The organism is Streptomyces lonarensis, from assembly GCF_012033735.1.
Classification (GTDB): Bacteria; Actinomycetota; Actinomycetes; order Streptomycetales; family Streptomycetaceae; genus Streptomyces; species Streptomyces lonarensis.
Map to the genome: position 1 here is coordinate 1 of NZ_JAAVJD010000101.1, position 18,650 is coordinate 18,650.

The 18,650-nt window shown below is 76.3% G+C and carries 17 protein-coding genes and 1 pseudogene; 14 read left to right on the forward strand and 4 right to left on the reverse strand.

Annotated elements, in window-relative coordinates; genetic code table 11:
* A pseudogene (locus tag HCN56_RS14050) lies at positions 1-617 on the forward strand (hypothetical protein); the annotation flags it as partial.
* 93 nt (positions 618-710) lie between these two features.
* On the opposite strand, the gene HCN56_RS14055 reads toward HCN56_RS14050, so the two are convergent.
* Together HCN56_RS14055 and HCN56_RS14060 are read right to left on the reverse strand one after the other, a co-directional pair.
* Positions 711-1,367, reverse strand: coding sequence for a trimeric intracellular cation channel family protein (locus HCN56_RS14055; protein WP_167971005.1), 657 nt, complete (start codon positions 1,365-1,367; stop codon positions 711-713).
* A 69-nt stretch (positions 1,368-1,436) separates the two neighbouring features.
* Positions 1,437-1,892: a MarR family winged helix-turn-helix transcriptional regulator gene (locus HCN56_RS14060; protein WP_167971006.1), complete on the reverse strand. Its 456-nt coding sequence runs from the start codon at positions 1,890-1,892 to the stop codon at positions 1,437-1,439.
* 148 nt (positions 1,893-2,040) lie between these two features.
* On the opposite strand from HCN56_RS14060, the gene HCN56_RS14065 reads away from it, so the two are divergent.
* From HCN56_RS14065 to HCN56_RS14075, 3 genes are all read left to right on the forward strand, one after another.
* Complete coding sequence (locus HCN56_RS14065; RefSeq protein ID WP_167971008.1) at positions 2,041-3,513, forward strand: MFS transporter; 1,473 nt, start codon at positions 2,041-2,043, stop codon at positions 3,511-3,513.
* A 92-nt stretch (positions 3,514-3,605) separates the two neighbouring features.
* Entirely contained in the window at positions 3,606-3,896 is a 291-nt protein-coding gene (locus HCN56_RS26405; RefSeq protein ID WP_167971004.1) for a hypothetical protein, read from the forward strand.
* Positions 3,893-4,672: an SDR family NAD(P)-dependent oxidoreductase gene (locus HCN56_RS14075; protein ID WP_312871227.1), complete on the forward strand. Its 780-nt coding sequence runs from the start codon at positions 3,893-3,895 to the stop codon at positions 4,670-4,672. Before HCN56_RS26405 ends, HCN56_RS14075 begins: the two co-directional genes overlap by 4 nt.
* Positions 4,673-4,767: 95 nt before the next feature.
* Here the strand turns inward: HCN56_RS14075 and HCN56_RS14080 are convergent, their stop codons facing one another.
* On the reverse strand, positions 4,768-5,244 hold the full coding sequence (locus tag HCN56_RS14080; protein ID WP_245246541.1) for a GNAT family N-acetyltransferase: 477 nt from the start codon (positions 5,242-5,244) through the stop codon (positions 4,768-4,770).
* Between the two features lie 359 nt (positions 5,245-5,603).
* On the opposite strand from HCN56_RS14080, the gene HCN56_RS14085 reads away from it, so the two are divergent.
* The 5 genes from HCN56_RS14085 to HCN56_RS14105 all read left to right on the forward strand — a co-directional run bounded on the left by HCN56_RS14085 (position 5,604) and on the right by HCN56_RS14105 (position 9,224).
* Entirely contained in the window at positions 5,604-5,876 is a 273-nt protein-coding gene (locus tag HCN56_RS14085) for a hypothetical protein (RefSeq protein ID WP_167971010.1), read from the forward strand.
* Between the two features lie 137 nt (positions 5,877-6,013).
* On the forward strand, positions 6,014-7,015 hold the full coding sequence (locus HCN56_RS14090) for an NAD-dependent epimerase/dehydratase family protein (RefSeq protein WP_167971012.1): 1,002 nt from the start codon (positions 6,014-6,016) through the stop codon (positions 7,013-7,015).
* A 114-nt stretch (positions 7,016-7,129) separates the two neighbouring features.
* Positions 7,130-7,837, forward strand: coding sequence for a glycosyltransferase family 2 protein (locus tag HCN56_RS14095; RefSeq protein ID WP_167971013.1), 708 nt, complete (start codon positions 7,130-7,132; stop codon positions 7,835-7,837).
* Entirely contained in the window at positions 7,834-8,451 is a 618-nt protein-coding gene (locus HCN56_RS14100; protein ID WP_167971015.1) for a TIGR04282 family arsenosugar biosynthesis glycosyltransferase, read from the forward strand. The genes HCN56_RS14095 and HCN56_RS14100 overlap by 4 nt, the downstream gene beginning before the upstream one ends.
* Positions 8,448-9,224 (forward strand): methyltransferase domain-containing protein, encoded by a 777-nt coding sequence (locus HCN56_RS14105; protein ID WP_167971017.1) that lies wholly within the window; start codon positions 8,448-8,450, stop codon positions 9,222-9,224. The genes HCN56_RS14100 and HCN56_RS14105 overlap by 4 nt, the downstream gene beginning before the upstream one ends.
* A gap of 322 nt (positions 9,225-9,546) precedes the next feature.
* On the opposite strand, the gene HCN56_RS14110 is transcribed toward HCN56_RS14105, so the two are convergent.
* Positions 9,547-10,839 carry a molybdopterin-dependent oxidoreductase gene (locus HCN56_RS14110; protein ID WP_167971019.1) on the reverse strand — a complete coding sequence of 431 codons (1,293 nt, stop codon included), beginning with the start codon at positions 10,837-10,839 and terminating at the stop codon, positions 9,547-9,549.
* Between the two features lie 112 nt (positions 10,840-10,951).
* On the opposite strand from HCN56_RS14110, the gene HCN56_RS14115 reads away from it, so the two are divergent.
* From HCN56_RS14115 to HCN56_RS14135, 5 genes are all read left to right on the forward strand, one after another.
* Positions 10,952-12,331: a hypothetical protein gene (locus tag HCN56_RS14115; protein ID WP_167971021.1), complete on the forward strand. Its 1,380-nt coding sequence runs from the start codon at positions 10,952-10,954 to the stop codon at positions 12,329-12,331.
* 317 nt (positions 12,332-12,648) lie between these two features.
* Positions 12,649-15,282, forward strand: a complete 2,634-nt coding sequence (gene lanKC / locus HCN56_RS14120; protein WP_312871228.1) for a class III lanthionine synthetase LanKC — start codon at positions 12,649-12,651, stop codon at positions 15,280-15,282.
* Between the two features lie 12 nt (positions 15,283-15,294).
* On the forward strand, positions 15,295-15,432 hold the full coding sequence (locus HCN56_RS14125; protein ID WP_167934310.1) for a SapB/AmfS family lanthipeptide: 138 nt from the start codon (positions 15,295-15,297) through the stop codon (positions 15,430-15,432).
* Positions 15,433-15,730: 298 nt separating this feature from the next.
* A complete protein-coding gene (locus tag HCN56_RS14130; RefSeq protein ID WP_167971023.1) occupies positions 15,731-17,518 on the forward strand; it encodes an ABC transporter ATP-binding protein in 1,788 nt (595 codons plus the stop codon).
* A partial coding sequence (locus HCN56_RS14135; protein ID WP_167971025.1) for a 6TM ABC transporter family protein occupies positions 17,515-18,650 on the forward strand: 1,136 nt, incomplete at its 3' end. The genes HCN56_RS14130 and HCN56_RS14135, both read left to right, overlap by 4 nt.

Below are 18,650 nucleotides of genomic sequence, written 5' to 3' on the forward strand. Positions count from 1 at the left end.
GGTCCGATCCGCTCGCGCGGCTGGTCGGCGCCGCCGGCGGCTGGGCCGCCGCGCCGGGCGCGGTGCGGCTCCGCCACCGGGAGGCCCTGCTGCGGCTGGCGGACTGCCTGTCACCGGCAGCGGCCGACGATACGACGGGAGCGGGGTGGTGGGCGGCGGTCGGTGACGGCCTGTCCGCGCGGGCGCTGACCCGTGCGGCCGACCTCGCCCGAATCGGGCGACTGGCGGAAGCGGTCGAGGAGTCCTTGTCGTCGGCGTCGTCGGCACGCCGCGGGGCGGAGCCGGCGGCGCACCGGGGTCTGGACGCGGCCGCGGAGTCGGCGCGGGCGCTGACCGGCCGCCCCGTGGCTCCCGACGGCACGATCGTGGCGGCCGCCGCCCGTGCCGGGGCTCTGCTGCGCACCGCCGCCACGGAGTTCGGCGGCGCGGACCTGACGGAGGCGCTCACTGCCGACCCGCTCCTCGCCGGGGTGCGGTGGGACGCCGCCACCCGGTGGCCGGACGCGGGCTGGGCCCGGCGGATGCGGGACGCCTCGGCGGAGGACCCGCCGGGCTCGGGGAGTTACGTGGTGCTGCCCGAGTGGCGGCACGACGCCGCCCCGTCCCCCACTGGGTGAGACCCGGCGGCGCGGGCCGTGGGCGGCCGCGGCCCGCTGTCCCGCCGGAGGCCGGCGCTCCCGGGGCGGCCGGGCAGGCGGCACCGACGGCCGTCAGCCCGATGGGTCCGGGGCGGTCGGCGTACCGCGCGACCAGGCCCGCGGCGCCCGCCAGTTGAATCGCAGCGCGAGGAGCCGGATCACGAAGGCGGTCAGCGCCGCGGCCGCCATGGTCCAGTTGTCGAGCGCGTCGAACCGGAGCAGCAGGGCGACGGCGCTCGCGCCCACGATCGCCGGGACGGCGTAGATCTCCCGGTCGCGGCGGAGCAGCGAGGGCACCTCGTTGGCGAGGACGTCGCGCACCACGCCGCCGCCCGCGGCGGTGGCGAGGCCGAGGGCGGCGCTGCCGACGGTACCGAGTCCGTACTCGTACGCCTTCACGGTGCCGACCACGCAGAAGAAGCCGAGGCCGGCGGCGTCGAAGACCTGCACCGCCCGGTCGATGCGGCCGAGTTCCGGGTGCAGGAAGATGACCGTCACGGTGGTCACGAGCGGTGTGAGGAAGTAGCCGGGGTCGCTGAACGCCGCGGGAACGGCGCCGATCACCAGGTCCCGGAAGATCCCACCGCCGAGTCCGGTGGCGAAGGCCAGCACGGCGATGCCGAAGACGTCGAAGTTCTTGCGCACCGCGAGCAGTGCCCCGGAGATGGCGAACACGAAGATGCCGCCGAGGTCGAGGTAGCGCTGCAGGGAGGGGTCGAGAAGGTCCACCCGGGCATTGTTGCCCCTACCAGGCACTTCCCCTCAGCCGCCCTCCCGGTGGGGGCGACACCGACCGCGTCAGGGGCGGGGCCAGGGACGTCCGCCGATGCGTTCGATCCCGCTGTTGAAGCGGCGCAGGTACCCGGCGAAGGCGGCGACGTCCTCCTCCGGCCAGTCCGCCATCACGTCGTCCAGCGAGGAGACGATGGAGCGGCGTTCCTCCTCCAGCAGGCGCGCGCCCTCGGCAGTGAGCCGGAACTTCCGCGCCATGCCGCCGGCGGGGTCGGGGATGCGGTCGACCAGGCCGGCCCGCAGCGCAGCGGCGGTCTGCCGGTTGAGCGTGGAGGCGTCCAGCCCGAACGCCTCGCTCAACTCGCCGATGGACATCGGGCCCTGCACGCGGAGGCGGCTCAGGAGGACGTAGGCGCTGCGTTCGAGCAGGCCGTCCTTGCTCCGGCCGCCCCGGTGGTGGAGGAAGGCGTGCCGGCTCAGCAGCATCTGCTCGTACTCGACCTCGTCCGTCGCCCTGCTCATCGCCGTTCCTCCCGCGGTGCCCGCCGTCCATCCTGGCACAGGGCTGTTCCACTCTTCCTTGTATGCGCGATACATACGGCATGTACGATACACATCCGCACTGCGACGGCCGTCCGGTCGCGCCCCACCCAGCCAGGAGCTCGCCCCGATGTCCGTCCCACCGTCCGCCGCCCGCGGGGGCCGCCCCGTCGTCATGGCCCTGGCCCTGGCCGGTGTCACCGCAGCGGTGATGCAGACCCTGGTCACCCCGCTCCTGGCCGATCTGCCGCGGCTCCTCGACACCACCCCGGCCGACGCCACCTGGGTGGTCACCGTGACGCTGCTGGTGGCGGCGGTCTGCGTGCCGATCACCGGACGCCTCGGCGACCTGCTCGGCAAGCGCGCCGTGCTGCTGGCGTGCTCCGTCCCGCTGATCGTCGGCTCGGTGGTGTGCGCACTCTCCTCCACCCTGGCCCCGATGCTGGCGGGCCGGGGGCTCCAGGGCGTCGGCATGGGGATGGTGCCGCTGGGGGTGGCGCTGCTGCGGGACGTCGTCCCGGCCGACCGGCTGAGCTCCGCCATCGCGCTGGTGAGCGCCTCGATGGGCATCGGGGGTGGACTCGGACTCCCGCTCGCCGCCGCCGTGGCCCAGTACGCCGACTGGCGTGCACTGTTCTGGGGTTCCGCGGCGCTCGGCCTCGCCGTCGCCGTCCTGCTGTGGCGGGTGGTGCCTGCCGTCCCCACGCCGGCACGCGGCGGGCGGTTCGACCTCGTCGGGGCGCTCGGGCTGAGCGCCGGGCTGGTCGCCCTGCTGCTGGCTGTCTCCAAGGGCGCGGACTGGGGCTGGACCTCTCCGACCGTGCTGGGGCTCGCCGGCGGCGCCGTCGTCGTCCTGTTCGGCTGGGGGCTGTGGGAACTGCGCACCCGCCACCCGCTGATCGACCTGCGGACCACCGCCCGGCCGCGTGTCCTGCTCACCAACCTCGCCTCGCTGCTGGTCGGGTTCGCGATGTACGCCTCGATGCTCGTCGTGCCCCAGCTGCTGCAGTTCCCGGAGGCGACCGGGTACGGGCTCGGCCAGTCCATGCTCGCCGCCGGTCTGTGGATGGCCCCCGGCGGGCTGATGATGATGGTGGTCTCCCCGCTGGGCGGCCGGCTCACCGACGCCCGCGGACCCAAAGTCACGCTGATCTGCGGCGCCTTGGTCGTCGCCTGCGGCTACGGACTGCTCCAGGCACTGATGGGGACGGCCTGGGGGCTGATGATCGGGCTCGCGGTCGCGAGCGGCGGCATCGGCCTGGCCTACGGTGCCATGCCCGCGCTGGTGATGTCGGCGGTACCCCCGGGCGAGACCGCGGCCGCCAACGCGTTCAACACCCTGATGCGGTCGCTGGGCACGTCCGTGGGAGCCGCCGTCGTCGGCGTCGTACTGGGCCAGATGACCGTCACCAGCGGTGGCGCGACGCTTCCCTCCGAGGCGGCGTTCCGCACCGCGCTCCTCATCGGCGGTGCGCTCGCGCTGCTCGCCGCACTGGTCGCCGCCACCATCCCCGGTCGACGCCTTGAACCCTTCCCCGCGCCGGCCCCGGACGCCGACGCACCCCACGCGGAGAGCGCCCCCGCGCGTACCTCCGTCCGGTAGCGCGGCCGCGACGGCGGGCCGCGTCACGGTCCGTCCGAGCAGCCGCGCCCGGCGCACTTACCCGAACCGCACCGAGGCAACGGAGGAACCACGTGCCCGACATCGACTCCGGGGCGCCGCGCGCGCAGTACCGCGCGGGACGCAACAGCCGCCCCGGTCCCGGCAGCAACCGGAAGCACGCCCGGCGCACCGGCGAGTTCGGCCACTGGGCGCAGGGCAGCTGCGCCACGGGCGACCGCAGGCGCGACCCGCTTCACCTCGCGGTCGAGGTGTCGGCCCGCGGCGAGAGCACCGTGCTGCGACTCTCACCCAGCGCGGCACACACCGGCAGCGCGCACAGCCCGGGGCAGCGCACCGGGCGCGCCGCCGGGGAGGGATCGTGACCAGCCGGGCGGCCGGGACCGGCCCGGCGGCCCGCGGTGTGGTCGTCACCGGGGCCGCGTCCGGGATCGGCCGTGCCACCGCACTGCGCTTCGCCGCACTCGGGCGCCCGGTCCTGGCGGTCGACATCGACCCGGAGGGCACGGACCGGACGGTGGCAGGCGCACGACGTGCCGGGGGCCGCGCCGCGGGGCTGTGCGGCGACCTCACCGACCCCGCGGTGGTGTCCGAAGTGGTCGACCGCGCCGTGTCGGAGTTCGGCGGGATCGGCGTCCTCGTCAACAACGCCGGGGTGATGGACCGCATGTCGGCGGTGCACGAGACCGAGGACGCGGAGTGGGATCGGGTGATGGCCGTGGACCTGACGGCACCGTTCCGTCTCACTCGGGCAGCGCTGCCCCACATGCTCGAAGCGGGCTCCGGGGTCCTGGTGTTCACCGGCTCCGAGGCGGGGCTCCGCGGCGGCGCCGCGGGCGCGGCCTACACGGCTGCGAAGCACGGTGTGGCAGGGCTGGTCCGAAACCTCGCGGTGACCTACCGGTCCCGCGGGATTCGGGCCAACGCGGTGGCACCAGGGCCGGTGCGGACGGGCATGCGCGTCTCGCCCCGACCGGGAGCTGACGGCCCGTCCGTGGTGGGCCCGCTCGTCGCCGCCGGGTCGGGACGGCTGGGCGACCCCGAGGAGCTCGCGGCGGTGATCGTCTTCCTCGCCTCCGACGAGGCGTCGTTCATCAACGGAGCGGTTCTGCCGGTGGACGACGGATGGTCGGCCGTCTGACGCCGCAGGGCCGCCGTCGGCCCGGTCGGGCGCGACGGCAGTCGGCGTCCTGGTGCGGGCTGCGGCGGTTCGGGGACGGCGACTCACCTGACCCGTCAGCGGCGCGACGGTGAACGGGGCGGCACGTGGTGCGCGTCCGTGCCGGGCGGCTGCGAGAGGCTGATCCAGACGTCCGGCGGCAGGTCGGGGCGGCCGGGGACCGGGCGGCGCTCCTCGTGCCAGGCTCCGGGTGCGGCTCGTTCCGCGACACCGCGCCAGAAGACCACCGCAGCGGCGTTGACCTGCTGGAAGGGGATCTCCCACGGGCCCGGGCGGGCACGGAGCAGGGCGTCCGCCGCCCGACCGCCGATGCCCGCGCGCCGTGCCGTGCGCACGACGAAGAAGGCGCTGACGACGCGGCACGGCCCGAGGAGCCCGCGGACCGCGGCGAAGCCCACCACCCGGCCGTCCTGTTCGATCAGCACGAGTTCGCGGTCGGGCTCGGTCAGCGCGGCGTCCAGGCGTTCCCGGCCGAAGGCGCCGTCCGCCGCGGGGCGTGAGTGGTCGAAGTCCGACAGCTCGTGCCGGAACATCTGCCAGAGCGCCGCCAGGCCCGGCCGATCGTCCGTGCCGGCAGGACGCAGCAGGGGCGCCGTCCGGGGCCGTCGGGCGGCCGCCCCGGTGCCGGCCGGGCGCTGATGCGGTTCGGGCACGGCGCCTCCGGGCGGTGCGGCGAACGGGAGGAGGCGGGACGGAGCGTCGCGGTGCGGGGAACGGGCCATGAGAAAAGCCTCCCCGGCGAGATGACCTCGAGCCGGGAAGGCTTGTATGACCGTCACATTACCACGGTGCGAGGGGTGTGGCGCGCACCCCCGGCGCGGCGGGCCCCGGGGCGCCGAAGCCGCTGCGGCGCACGCCGTGACGACGCGAAGGCCGTTTCGTTGGACGGGACATGAAGCAGACGAGGACCACCGTGGGCTCCCTGTTCCTCCTCGCCGCGGTGGCTGCGGCGGCCCCCGCGCACGCGGCCTCCGAGGAGGCCGGGCCCACGCAGCGGCCCGCGGCGCCGGCCGCCCCGTTCCCGGGTGGGGACGTGCGCGGGGACGTGCGGGGAGTCGGGGAGAGCTGCCTGGTCGTCGTGCCGAACGCGGAGCGTCCGCTGTTCCGGCTGTCCGAGCGGGCCGATCGGCGGTGCCCGGCGCCGCACGTCATCGCCCACAGCTGACCGCGCCGTCCCCGGCAGCGCCGCCGGCGGCGTCCGCCGGCCCGGGCGTTACTGCAGTCGGGCGGTGGGACGGCACGGTGCGGCGGCCGACCGCGTCGCCCCGGGGCGGAGGGCAACTGCCGTCCTAGCGTGGAGGGATGCGCGTTCTCGTCACCGGCGGTGCCGGTTTCATCGGGTCCCATGTCGTCGACGCTCTCCGGGCACGCGGGTTCGAGCCCGTCGTCCTGGACCGGCGGTCCGCGCCGGAGCAGGACGTGCGGGACCCGGAGGTGGTGGCCAAGGCACTGGTCGGCGTGGACGCCGTCTGCCACCAGGCGGCGATGGTGGGGCTGAGCACCCGGTTCGCCGATGCACCGGCGTACGTGTCGCACAACGACCTCGGCACGGCCGTGCTGCTCGCGGAGATGGCCGAGGCGGGGGTGCGGCGACTGGTGCTGGCCGGTTCGATGGTGGTCTACGGCGAGGGACGCTACCGGTGCCCGCGCCACGGAATCGTGCGACCTGGTCCCCGATCGGTGCCGGAGCTGGACGCGGGCCGGTTCGAGCCGCCGTGCCCACACTGCGGGGCGGCGCTCGCGCCCGAACTGGTGGGTGAGGACGCCCCGGTCGACCCGCGGAACGTCTACGCCTGCACCAAGCTGACCCAGGAGCACCTCGCCTCCTCGTGGGCGCGGGCGACCGGGGGCTCGGCCGTCTCGCTGCGCTACCACAACGTGTACGGGCCGAGGATGCCGAAGGACACGCCGTACGCGGGGGTCGCCTCGTTCTTCCGCTCCGCGCTGGCCCGGGGCGAGGCGCCGCGGGTCTTCGAGGACGGCCGGCAGCGCCGCGACTTCGTGCACGTGCGGGACGTCGCCGACGCCAACGTCGCGGCGCTGCTGGCCGAGCCGCGGCCGGGCGTGCTGCGGGCGTACAACACCGGGAGCGGCGACCCCCGGACCGTGGGGCAGGCGGCCGCGACGCTCGCGACGGCGTACGGCGGCCCCTCGCCCCTCGTCACCGGGGAGTACCGGCTCGGGGACGTCCGCCACATCACCGCGGACTCCTCCCTGCTGCGGTCCGAGCTGGGCTGGGCGCCCCGGGTCCGCTACGAGGACGGGATGCGGGAGTTCGCCACGGCGCCACTGCGCGGCGAGTGAGTCGGGGCGGGGTTGCCCGCGTGCGGCGGAGGCGAGCCGGGGCCACACGCCACACGGTGGGCATCGGTCACGCAGTTGCCGGATTTGTCCGTTAGGCACCTTTAGGGTGAGGGAATGGCAAGCCTCCCCACCTCCCCGGTGGCCGACGTCGTCCTGCCGTGTCTGGACGAGGCGGCCGCCCTGCCCTGGGTCCTGGAACGCATCCCGCCCGGGTGGCGTGCGATCGTCGTGGACAACGGATCGACCGACGGCTCCGCCGACCTCGCCCGCTCCCTCGGCGCGACGGTCGTCCACGAGTCCCGGCGCGGTTTCGGTGCCGCCTGCCACGCCGGACTGGCCGCCGCCACCGCCGACATCGTCTGCTTCTGCGACTGCGACGCCTCTCTCGACCCCGGGCTGCTGGTGCCGTTCGCGGCGGAGATCGCCCGGGGCGGCGCCGACCTCGTCCTCGGTCGGCGCCGCCCTCGTACGTTCGGTGCCTGGCCCCTGCACGCCCGCGCCGGCAACCTCGCCCTCGCCCGGATGGTGCGGCGCCGCACCGGCGTGGCGCTGCACGACATCGGCCCGCTGCGAGCGGCGCGCCGCGAGGCGCTGCTGGACCTGGCCCTCAGCGACCGCCGCAGCGGCTACCCGCTGCAGATGGTGGTCAGGGCTGCGGACGCCGGGTGGCGCATCTCCGAGCATCCCGTCCCGTACCTCCCCCGCACCGGCACCTCGAAGGTGACAGGCACCTGGCGCGGGACCTGGCAGGCCGTGCGCGACATGCGCGGCGTCCTCGCCGAAGCGCCGGCGCCCGCAGCCGAAGAAAGGACCCGCCCGTGACCACGCTCCTCGTCATCGCGAAGGAACCACGACCGGGGAAGGTCAAGACCCGCCTCACCCCGCCGTTCTCGCCCGAGGAGGCGGCGTCGCTGGCAGAGGCGGCGCTCGCCGACACGCTCGACGCCGTCGCCCGGACGTCGGCGGACCGGCGGGTGCTGGTGCTCGACGGCTCCCCCGGTGACTGGCTCCCGTGCGGGTTCGAAGTGGTGCCGCAGTGCAGCGGCGGCCTCGACCAGCGGCTCGCCGCCGCCTTCTCCGGTTGCGACGGACCCGCGCTGCTCATCGGCATGGACACCCCGCAGGTGACGCCCGAACTGCTGTGCGTCGGCTTCGACGACTGCGACGCCTGGCTGGGCGACGCGACCGACGGCGGCTTCTGGGCACTGGGGCTCGCGTGCCCGGACCCGTCGCTCCTCCTGGGCGTGCCGATGTCCGCACCGGACACGGGCCGGGTGCAGCGCGACCGGCTCCGCGGAGCCGGGCTGCGGGTGGGGGATCTGCCGGCCCTGACCGACGTGGACGACGCGGCGGACGCCGAGGTGGTCGCCGCAGCGGCGCCCCGCGGGCGCTTCGCCGCCGAACTGGCACGGCTGAAGGCGGGCGCCGCGCGATGAGCACTTCGCATGAGACGGCCCCGCCGCAGGCCACGACACGGTGCTGGTCCAGCGAGCCCTACGCGGACGCCCTGCGTGCCGGCCGGGGCCCGCTGTACCTGCGCCGGGGTGACGGGTGGCTGCTGCACCTGGACGTCGAACGCTGGTGCGCCGGCCCGGACGAGGCCGACCGGTCGGTGCTGGCGCGGTGCGAGGGGCCGGTGCTGGACGTCGGGTGCGGACCCGGTCGACTGGTGGCGGCGCTCTGTGCCGGCGGCGGGGACGCCCTGGGCATCGACATCAGCGCGGCGGCGGTCGCCCACACCGCGTCGCTCGGCGCCCGGGCGCTGCGACGCTCGGTGTTCGACCCCCTGCCCCGGGAGGGCCGCTGGCGCACCGCTCTCGTCGCCGACGGCAACATCGGGATCGGTGGCGACCCCGGAGCACTGCTGGAGCGGCTCGGCCGGGTACTGGCGCCGGGCGGGCTGCTGATCGCCGAGACCGCGCCGGTGGACGTCGACGAACGCGCGACGGTCCGCCTCGTCCGCGACCCGGACGGCCGCGGCGGCAGCGGCTCGGCGTTCCCCTGGGCGAGGCTGGGCACCCCGGCGCTGCTCCGGTACGCCCGGGCCGGCTGGTCGACGGCGGATCAGTGGACGGTCGGCGGGCGCTGTTTCGCCGCGCTCCGCAGCCTCAGGACGAGCGCCACGCCGGAGAGGGCGAAGAGCGCGGCGGTGATGAGCAGCCAACGCTGGGCGAAGCCGCTGCCCGAGAGCCCGGTCACGTCCGCGTAGCGGTCGGCCGCCCTGCCGCTGATCATCGGGAACCACAGCAGCAGCAACAGCCCCGACAGCGCGGCCGGCACCCGGACGTGCACGACGGCCTCGCGCCACCCGAGCGCGGTGCACGCCCGGGTGGCGGCGCGGTCGACCGCGGAGTACAGCGGCAGCAGGACCAGGTCGTGCAGCAGGGCCGCGCCCACCAGCCAGAGCAGGATGCGCGGTGTGTCCCCCTCCAGCAAACGGACCCCGGCGTAGGCGGTGAGCGCGAAGGAGCAGCCGAGCAGCAGCAGCGCCACCGGACTCCCGGCCAGGGTGCGGAGGTTCCAGTGGCGGTTCACCGGTCCCCACCGCCCCGCGACAGGTCGCGGAACTCCATGCGGGACACCCACTTGGTGTTGAGCACGCCGGGCGCGGCGGGGACGATCACCCGGGCGGGGAAGCCGTGGTCCGGGGTGAGCGGGGCGCCGTTGACCTCGAGGGAGAGCAGCGAGCGCGGGTCGTCGACCTGGTTGGCGCGCAGCGCCGCGCGGCGGAAGGCACCCGACCGCTGGAGGGAGGTCACCAGCAGGTCGGGAGTCGGGCCCTCGCCGTGGCCGGCGAGTCGGGCGAGGTCGCGCAGCCGGACACCTCGCCACTGCTGGTCGGAGGTGGACCAGCCCTCGACGCAGGCGATCGGCAGCGCCGCCGTGTGCTGGGGCAGCGCGGCGAGGTCGGCCCGGCTCAGCCGCGCCGTTCCGGCGGGGCCGACGAGGTGGAGCCGCCAGACGTCGGCTGCCGTCTCGTCCGGGGTGACGCCGACCGACGCGGCTGTCTTGTTGACCTGGAAGCCGCCGGGGCCGCTGCCCGGCTCCTCCCACCCGTGCGGGGCGAGCAGCGCGGTGGCGCGCAGCGGGCCGTCGAAGCTGCGCCCCACCGTGGTGCCGAGGAGCAGCAGGGAACCGCCGCCGACGAACCACAGCGCTCCGCGGCGCGAGGTGGTAGGCGGGTCGGGGCTCGGTGCCGGCGGCGGCCCGACCGCGATGGTGCCGTGGGGTTCACCGGCCCCGTCGGTGGGGCCGCCCGTGCCGCGGCGCAGGGCGCGCACGGCGGCGGGCAGGCGGAGGGCGACGTGCAGGAGGAAGGCTGCGACGAAGACCCAGGCCCCGTAGAAGTGCAGCCGGTAGAAGGAGCCGGGGAAGAGGTACTCCAGCTGGATGTTGAGGACGCCGGTGGCCATGACGAACAAGGCGCCGCCCACCAGCGCGAGCAGCGACAGCCGCTCCAGGGCGCCGGCGAGGGAGCGGGCGGGCGGGACGGCGAAGAGCTTCGGGATGACGGACCAGAGCTTCGCCAGCAGCACGGGGACCAGGGTGATCCCGAGGGTGACGTGCACGCCCTGCGTGAGCCGGTACAGCCAGTGGGGGTCGGTGGGCCAGGCGAAGAGGTAGCCCCCGAGGAGCCCCTTGTCCGGGGTCTGGTCGTTGACCGGCGCCAGGTCGGGGTTGTACGCGGCGTAGGAGAGCAGGCCGGTGGCGAACACGACGGGGATGCCGGCCAGCAGCACCATGCCGAGCAGCGAGGTGAACCGGGGGCCCCGCAGCGGGCTGCGCCAGAAGGCCGGGGAACTCGGGAGTGTGAGGGCGCGCATGCGGCGACGCTATGTCCGCTTCGCCCCACGAACGGGGGTGCCACCCGGGCCAAACGGCTGACGTCCGCGTGCGCGGCGCGGCGCGCGGTCGGCGCGGGCCTAGCGTGCTCGGATGACCCGTTGCCTCAAGCGTGACCTGGCCGCGGCGGCGGCCGCGGCCGTGCTCGTCGCCGTCGCCGTCCTCGTGGGCCACAGGATTCAGCGGGAGGACGGCACGCTGCACGTGAACTGGCCCCCGCTCTCGGCGGTGTGGGAGCCCCACGTCGGCCCGGGGACGGTGCCGGCGCTGGTGCTGGCGGTGGCGGTGGCCCTGTGGGGCCCGACGGCGGCGGCCCGGTTGCGGTGGGGGGTGCTGCCACCGGCGGTCTGGGGGGCGGCGACGGCCTGGACCTTCGCGCTCGCCCTGGTGGACGGCTGGCAGCGAGGTGTGGTGGAGCGTATGGAGAACCGCCACGAGTACCTCGCCGCGGTCGACCGGTTCGCCGATGTGCCTGCCGCGCTGCGGGGGTTCACCGACCACATTCTGATCGACTCCCCCGACAACTGGCCGACCCACGTCGCCGGCCATCCGCCGGGGGCGACCCTGACCTTCGTGCTGCTGGACCGGGTGGGGCTGGGTGGCGGCGGCTGGGCGGGCGCGTTCTGCATCGTGGTCGGCGCGTCGGTCTGCGCGGCGGTGGTGGTGGCGGTGCGGGCGCTCGCCGGGGAGTCCCTCGCCCGGGGTGCGGCGCCGTTCCTGGTGCTGGTCCCCGGCGCGGTGTGGATGGGGACGTCCGCGGACGCGTACTTCGCGGCCGTGGCGGGGTGGGCGGTGGCGTTCCTGGCGCTGGCGCTGACGGGGCGTTCGGTCTGGTGGGCCGCGGCGGCGGGCCTGTTGTTCGGCTGGGCGTGCCATCTCTCGTACGGGCTGGTGCTGCTGGGGGTGCTGGGGGCGGCCGTCCTGCTGCTGGGCGCGCGGACGGTGAGCCGCAGGCCGGTCGTGGTGGTACTGCTGCTCACGGGGACGGCGGTGGTCCCGGTGGCGTTCGCGCTGTTGGGCTTCGACTGGTGGGAGGCGTACCGGCTGCTGGTGGACCGTTACCACCAGGGCGCGGGCGGGGTCCGTCCGTACGGCTACTGGGTCTGGGCCAACCTCGCGTGCACGGTGCTGGTGGTGGGTCTGGCCACGGTGGCGGGGCTGCGGCGCGCCGGCGGGGTGGCCCGGCGGGCCCGGCGGTCGTTGCGGGGGGCGGCGCTCGGCCCGGGGGGCGGCGGGGGCGCGCAGGTCCCGGACGGTCCGGTGCGGCTTGCGGTGCTGGTGGCCGGGGCGCTGCTGACGATCCTCGTCGCCGACCTCTCGGGGATGAGCAAAGCGGAGACGGAACGGATCTGGTTGCCGTTCGCGCTGTGGCTGGTGCCGGCGTGTGCGCTGCTGGGTGGCGCGCGGGGGTGGCTCGCCGCGCAGGCGGCGGTGGCGCTGGCCGTCAACCACTGCCTGCTGACGAGCTGGTGACCCCGCACGGCCGTGGCTGCTCCGTCGGCGCGCCGCGGCGGCCGCGACGAGCCCGGCGACCTCCCCCTGCGGCGCACGCGGCGCAGGGGTCCCGGGTGCGCGCTCCCGGGACGCGGCACGCACTGCACGGGCAACTCGCGCGCCTCGCACGCACGCCCTCACACACCGGGCACGTACGTCCCGCGTGACGCTCGACAGGTGTCAAAGATCATCACGCACTGATGACATCGGCGACTGTCGTCGATGCCGCGGGGGTGAAACCGTCTGCGATGTCCCCAACGAGGGGGAATCGTCGAACGGTCGAGCGGGGAGGTTCTGTGAACCCGGAGTACGGGGCGTACTGCGGCACCGATCCGCACTTCTACGACCGGCCGCGCGGCCACGGCGAGGGCGCCGCGCCCGAGGCCGACTGGTACCCGGCCGCACGCGGCCCGCTGCCGCCCCGGTGGCAGCGCGCCGACCGCGGCGACTGGGTCTCCTGGAGCCCGGCGGACGCCGTCCTGCCGCAACAGGGGTGGAAGATCCACGTCTCGGCGACGCTGGACAACGCCGCCGTCGTGCTGGAGCGCGTCGTCGCCGTCTGCGTGGCGCGGGACGTCCCGTTCAAGTGCGTGCCCTCCCCCGCACTGCTGCTGCGCCGTAACGCCAAGTACGCCGACCGCGCGGGCAGCGGCAAGTTCGTCACCGTCTACCCCGACGGCGAGCAGCAGCTGCGGGAGCTCTGCGAGGCGCTGTGCGAGGAACTGGCGGGCCAGGAGGGCCCCGACGTCCTCAGTGACCTGCGGTGCGGGAGCGCTCCGGTCCACGTCCGGTACGGGGCGTTCGCCGCGCGCTACTGCGCGGCGGCCGACGGCCGGCTGGTGCCCGCGATCGCCGACCCCGACGGCACCCTGGTGCCCGACCCCCGGAGCCCGGGGCTCCGGCTGCCGCCGTGGGTCGAGCTCCCCGCGTTCCTGCGCCCCCACCTGAGCGCCCGGCAGGCCACGGGGCTGGGCGACCTCCCGTACGAGGTCGAGGGCGCGCTCCATTTCTCCAACGGCGGCGGCGTCTACACCGCCCGCGACACCCGGACCGGCGAACGCGTGGTGCTCAAGGAGGCCCGGCCGCACGCCGGGCTCGCCGCGGACGGCGCCGACGCGGTGCGCCGGCTGGGCCGGGAGCGGGAGGCGCTGGAGGCCCTGGAGGGGCTGGCGTGCGTCCCGGGGCTGCGCGACTCCTTCGCCGTCGCGGGCCACCACTTCCTGGTGCTCGACCACGTGGCCGGGACCCCGCTGAACACCGCCTTCGCGCGCCGTTTCCCGCTGTCGTCCCCGGCTCCGACCCCCGCCGAGCTGGCCGCGCACACCGCCTGGGCCCACCGGGTGTACGCGCTGGTGGAGCGGGCGGTGGAGCAGATCCACGCCCGGGGCACCGTCGTCGGCGACCTCCATATGGCCAACGTCATGCTCCGCTCGGAGACCGCGCCCGACGGCACGGAGACCCCCGTCCAGGTCGTGCTCCTGGACTTCGAGGCCGCCTCGCCGGCGATCGACCGCCGCCGCCAGGTCGTGGCCAACCCCGCGTTCGTGGCGCCGAGCGACCGCCGTGGCGCGTCGGTCGACCGGTACGCCCTCGCCTGCCTGCGGCTGGCGCTGTTCCTCCCGCTGACCACGCTCTTCGCCGTGGACCGCGGGGCGGCCCGCAGGCTGGCCGACGCGGCGGCCCGGCAGTTCCCGGTGGACCGCGCCGCACTGGACGCCGCCGTCGCCGAGATCGAGAAGGGCGCTCCGGCGGCGGAGGCCGGCGAGCTGCCGCCGCTGACCGCGTGGGAGCCGACCCGCGACTCCCTGGTGCGCGCGCTGCGGGCCTCGGCCACGCCCGAACGGGCGGAGAGGTGCTTCCCCGGTGACATCGCCCAGTTCGCGACGCCCACCGGTGGCCTCTCCTTCGCCCACGGCGCCGCGGGGGTGCTGTACGCGATGCGGGCGGTCGGGGCGCCCCGGTTGCCGGAGGCGGAGGAATGGCTCCTCGCCCGGTCGAAGGAACCGCTGTCCGGCAGCCCGTGCGGATTCCACGACGGCCTTATCGGCGTCGCCTGGACGCTGGACCGGCTCGGTCACACCGCGCAGGCGCGGGAACTGGCCCTGACCGTCGCCGGTGAGCCGCTCACCGCGCTGGCTCCCACCCTCCACGGCGGCCAGGCCGGCATCGCCCTCGCGCTCGACGACCTCGCCGCGGGCCACGACGGGCCGGAGGCCTCGGCGCTCGCGTCCGCTGCGGAACGGTGCTTCGAGGCGGTGGAGACCGCGGTGCGCGAGGAACGGCCGCTCCCGCGCGGCGGGTTGCTGCACGGCGGCGCGGGGCTGGCGCTGGCGCTCGTCCGCCGCCACGAGCGCACCGGCGACACCCGGCTGCTGGACCTCGCCGCCGCCGCGCTCCGGCGGGATCTCGACCGCTGCCATGTCCAGGGCGGGAACGGCGCGCTGATGGTCCGCGAGGGGACCCGCGCCATGCCCTACCTCGGGGCGGGCAGCGCCGGGATCGCGATGGTGCTGGACGACTACCTGCACCACCGTCCCGATGACACGCCGCTGGCCGAGGCCCGCGAGGCGCTGCTGCGCGCGACCCTCTCCGCCTTCTACATCCAGCCCGGTCTGGACCGCGGCGTCGCGGGGCTGGTGCTCCACCTGGCGCGCACCCGGGCCGGCGACCCCGAGCAGCGCAGCGACGCGGTGTCACGGCACCTCGCGCTGCTGCGGCTGCAGGCGGTGCCCTGGCGCGGCGAAGCGGCCTTCCCCGGTGAGCAGCTGATGCGGCTGTCCATGGACCTCTCCACCGGTACGGCGGGCGTCCTGCTCGCCCTCGGCAGTGCGACGGGGCGCTCGGCCGCCTCGCACCTGCCCTTCCTGCCGCCCCTCGGCGGCCCACAGACCGGTCCCGGACCCGGGACCGATTCCGAATGGCACCTCTGAAAGGACACCGCTATGGCGCTGCTCGACCTGCAGACGATGGAGACCCCGGCCGTCGAGGAGGAGAACTTCGGCGAGCTCTCGAAGGGGAGCCAGGTCAGCCTCCTGATCTGTGAGCACAGCTCCCTCAGCGTCACCCTCTGCACCCCGTGACCCCGGGCGCACCCCGGAGGTGCGCCCTCGCGAACGGGCTGCTCCCGCCGCGCCGCCGGCGCGCCGCGGCGGGCAGGTGAGCGACCCGGCGCCGGCCGGGTCGTGACGGTGCCACGGCACACGTGAGAGCTGCTCCCGGGCGGGCCCTCGGGCCCGCCCGGGAGCGCAGCCACGTCCGGACGCCGAACCGCGGCGGGCCGCTCCGGCCCCGCGCCTCCGGCGAGGCACCGCCGGGCCTGCGCTCCTCCCCTCCCCTCTCGCCCCTGGCCCGCCGGGCCGACGTACGAAAGGGCGCCCCGTGCCCCCACCCCCGCCCACCGCCCACCGCGGCGCCGGCGCGGAGGCGCTGCTGCCGGCGCTGCTCCGGCACCGGCCCGCCCCGGCTCTGGCGGTCCTGGTCTGCGACACCGCCGGCGCGCTGTGCGCCCTCGCGCTGCCGCTGGCCCTCGGCATGACGATCGACCGGCTGCTCGGCGGCGGCGCGGTGCCGTGGACGTGGATCGTGCTCTGCGCGGCGCTCGTCGCGGCGGAGACCGCGTGCGACGCGGCCGTCACCCTGCTCGGCGGCGTTCACACCGCCCGGTTGACCTCCCGGCTGCGGGAGCTGGCGCTGGAGCGGCTGCTGCGCACCGAGCCGCGGCGGGCGGCGGCGTTCCCGCCCGGGGACCTGACGACTCGGCTGACGGCGACCGCCACCGCCGCCGCCGGGGCACCGGTGGCGGCGGCAGGCGCGCTCTGCGCGGTGCTGCTGCCCCTGGGAGGGCTGGTCGGCATCGCGCTGACCGATGCCTGGACGGCGCTCGCGTTCCTGCTCGGCATCCCCCCGCTGGTCCTGCTGCTGCGGGCCTTCACCCGCGACACCGGGGCCGTCACCGCGGACTACCAGCGGACCCAGGCGGTGGTGGCCACTCGGCTCGCGGAGGCGGTGGACGGCGCGGCGACCGTCCGGGCAGCCGGTACGGCGCGGCGGGAACAGGCCCGGATCACCGAACCGCTCGGAGAGCTGGCCGCCCACGGCCGGCGCACCTGGCGCATCCACGGGCGGGCGGTCGGGCTGAGCTCGGTGCTGCTTCCGGTGCTGACCGCGCTGGTGCTCGCCGTCGCCGGCCTGCGGGTCACCGCCGGAGCGCTGAGCGTCGGCGAGTTGGTCACCGTGAGCCGGTACGCGGCGTTGGCGATGGGTATCGGAGCCGTCACCGGGGCGCTCGGCGCACTCGCACGGAGCCGGGCGGCCGGGGAACGGCTGCAGCCGGTGCTGGCCCTGCCTCCGCCGGAGCACCGGGACGGTGCACTGCCGCCCGGCGGTCCCGGTCGGCTGGACCTGGCGGGGGTGGGAGTCACGCGGGAGGGGCGTCCGCTGCTGCGGGACGTCCGGCTCAGCGTGCCCGGCGGCAGCTCGGTGGCCGTGGTCGGGCGCTCGGGCTCCGGGAAGTCGGTGCTGGCGGCGGTGGCGGGGCGGCTGCACGACCCGGATTCCGGCACGGTCTCCCTCGACGGGGTCCCGCTGCGCGACGTCGCGCCCGACCGGCTGCGGCAGGAAGTCTCGTACGCCTTCGCCGCACCCGTGCTGTTCGGGGCGACGGTGGCCGACGCGATCGCGTTCGGCGCCGGCTCGCCCGACGCGGCCGCGGTGCGGGCTGCCGCCCGCGCCGCCGAGGCGGACGGGTTCGTCCACCTCCTCCCCCGCGGCTACGACACCCCGATGGAACGGGCGCCGCTCTCGGGCGGGGAGCGGCAACGGATCGGCCTGGCCCGCGCCTTCGCCCGCCCCGGCCGCCTCCTGGTCCTCGACGACGCGACCTCGGGTCTGGACACCGCGACGGAGCGCCGCGTGCAGCGTGCGCTGGACCGGTTCGACGGGAGGTGCACCCGGCTGATCGTGGCGCACCGCGCCTCGACCGCGGCGCGGGCTGACCGGGTGGTGTGGCTGGAGGACGGGGCGGTGCGCGCCGTCGGCCGCCATGACCGGCTGTGGCACGACCCGTCCTACCGTGCGGTCTTCCACGGCGGGACCGACCGGCCCGACAAGGCCGACACGGTGGTCCCGCGCCCGGGCACCACCGCGGGCCGGGGGGCCGACGCGTGAGCGGCGGCCGTCCGGACGTCGCCACGGGGGCGCAGCCGGCCGACACCGAGCGCCCGGTCCGGGACGGCGGGGTACCGGGCGGGCGGGGCGCGGGGCGGTCGGCCGCCCGGGGCGCGCTGCGCCGGGTGGGCCGGGAGGGGCTGCCGTTCCTGGGGCGGCACCGGCGGGCGCTGCTGCGGTTGTCGACATGGTCCCTCGTGGAGTTCGCGCAGACCTTCCTCACCGGGTTCGGGGTCGCCCAGGCGCTCGACCGGGGGTTCCTCGCCGGGCGTCCGGGGGTCGGCCTGGCGTGGCTGGCGCTGGCGGCCGTCGCGGCGCTCCCGGCCGCGGCCACCGCCCGCGGCCTGTTCGGCCGGCTCGGGGACCTGGTGGAGCCGCTGCGGGACGGCCTGGTCCGCCGGGCGGCGCGGCAGGCGCTGCACGAGGCACTGGCGCGCCCGGAGCGGACCGGTACCGGCGCCGTCTCGCGTGCGACCCACCAGAGCGAGATCGCCCGGGACGGCTGGGCGGGGCTGGTGATGGCGGCGCGGTCCTGCCTGTTCGCGGGTGCGGGCGCGCTGGTGGGCCTGGCGGTGCTGGCGCCGCCGCTGCTGCTGGTGGTCGTCCCGCCGATCCTTGTGGGGTGGGCGCTGTTCCTCGCCACCCTGGTTCCGATGGCCGCCCGGCAACGCGCCTACCTGGAGGCCGACGAACGGCTCGCCGAGCACACCGGAGCGGTCGCCGGCGGTCTCCGGGACCTGGCCGCGACCGGCGGCGGCCCCCGGGAGGCAGCCCGGTACGCGGTGCTCACCGCCCAGCAGTACGACGCGGCACGGGCGCTCGCCCGGTGGTCGGCGGTGCGGGTGGTGGCACTGGCGCTCTGCGGCCGGGTGCCGCCCGTCGCCCTGCTGGCGGCGACGCCCTGGCTGCTGGGCCAGGGACTCACCGCGGGAGCGCTCGTGGGCGCGCTCACCTACCTGACCCAGTCGCTGGCTCCCGCCGTGCAGGCGCTGATGACCGCTCTCGGGACGGCCGGCGGACGGCTGCTGGTCGTCCTGGACCGGTTCAGCGTCCGCCCGCCGGAGCTCCCCGCCCCGTCCGCGGCCGCGGGGACGTCGGCCGCGGGGACGTCGGCCGCGGGGCGGCCGGGCGC

Excerpts from the sequence above, each read along its gene's own strand:
- HCN56_RS14065 (WP_167971008.1), top strand. The coding sequence starts at position 2,041 with ATGTCCGTCCCACCGTCCGCCGCCCGCGGGGGCCGCCCCGTCGTCATG.
- HCN56_RS14125 (WP_167934310.1), top strand. The coding sequence starts at position 15,295 with ATGGCGCTGCTCGACCTGCAGACGATGGAGACCCCGGCCGTCGAGGAG.
- HCN56_RS14095 (WP_167971013.1), top strand. The coding sequence starts at position 7,130 with ATGGCAAGCCTCCCCACCTCCCCGGTGGCCGACGTCGTCCTGCCGTGT.
- HCN56_RS14085 (WP_167971010.1), top strand. The coding sequence starts at position 5,604 with ATGAAGCAGACGAGGACCACCGTGGGCTCCCTGTTCCTCCTCGCCGCG.
- HCN56_RS14110 (WP_167971019.1), bottom strand. The coding sequence starts at position 10,839 with ATGCGCGCCCTCACACTCCCGAGTTCCCCGGCCTTCTGGCGCAGCCCG.
- HCN56_RS14115 (WP_167971021.1), top strand. The coding sequence starts at position 10,952 with ATGACCCGTTGCCTCAAGCGTGACCTGGCCGCGGCGGCGGCCGCGGCC.
- HCN56_RS14090 (WP_167971012.1), top strand. The coding sequence starts at position 6,014 with ATGCGCGTTCTCGTCACCGGCGGTGCCGGTTTCATCGGGTCCCATGTC.
- HCN56_RS14105 (WP_167971017.1), top strand. The coding sequence starts at position 8,448 with ATGAGCACTTCGCATGAGACGGCCCCGCCGCAGGCCACGACACGGTGC.
- HCN56_RS14080 (WP_245246541.1), bottom strand. The coding sequence starts at position 5,244 with ATGTTCCGGCACGAGCTGTCGGACTTCGACCACTCACGCCCCGCGGCG.
- HCN56_RS14060 (WP_167971006.1), bottom strand. The coding sequence starts at position 1,892 with ATGAGCAGGGCGACGGACGAGGTCGAGTACGAGCAGATGCTGCTGAGC.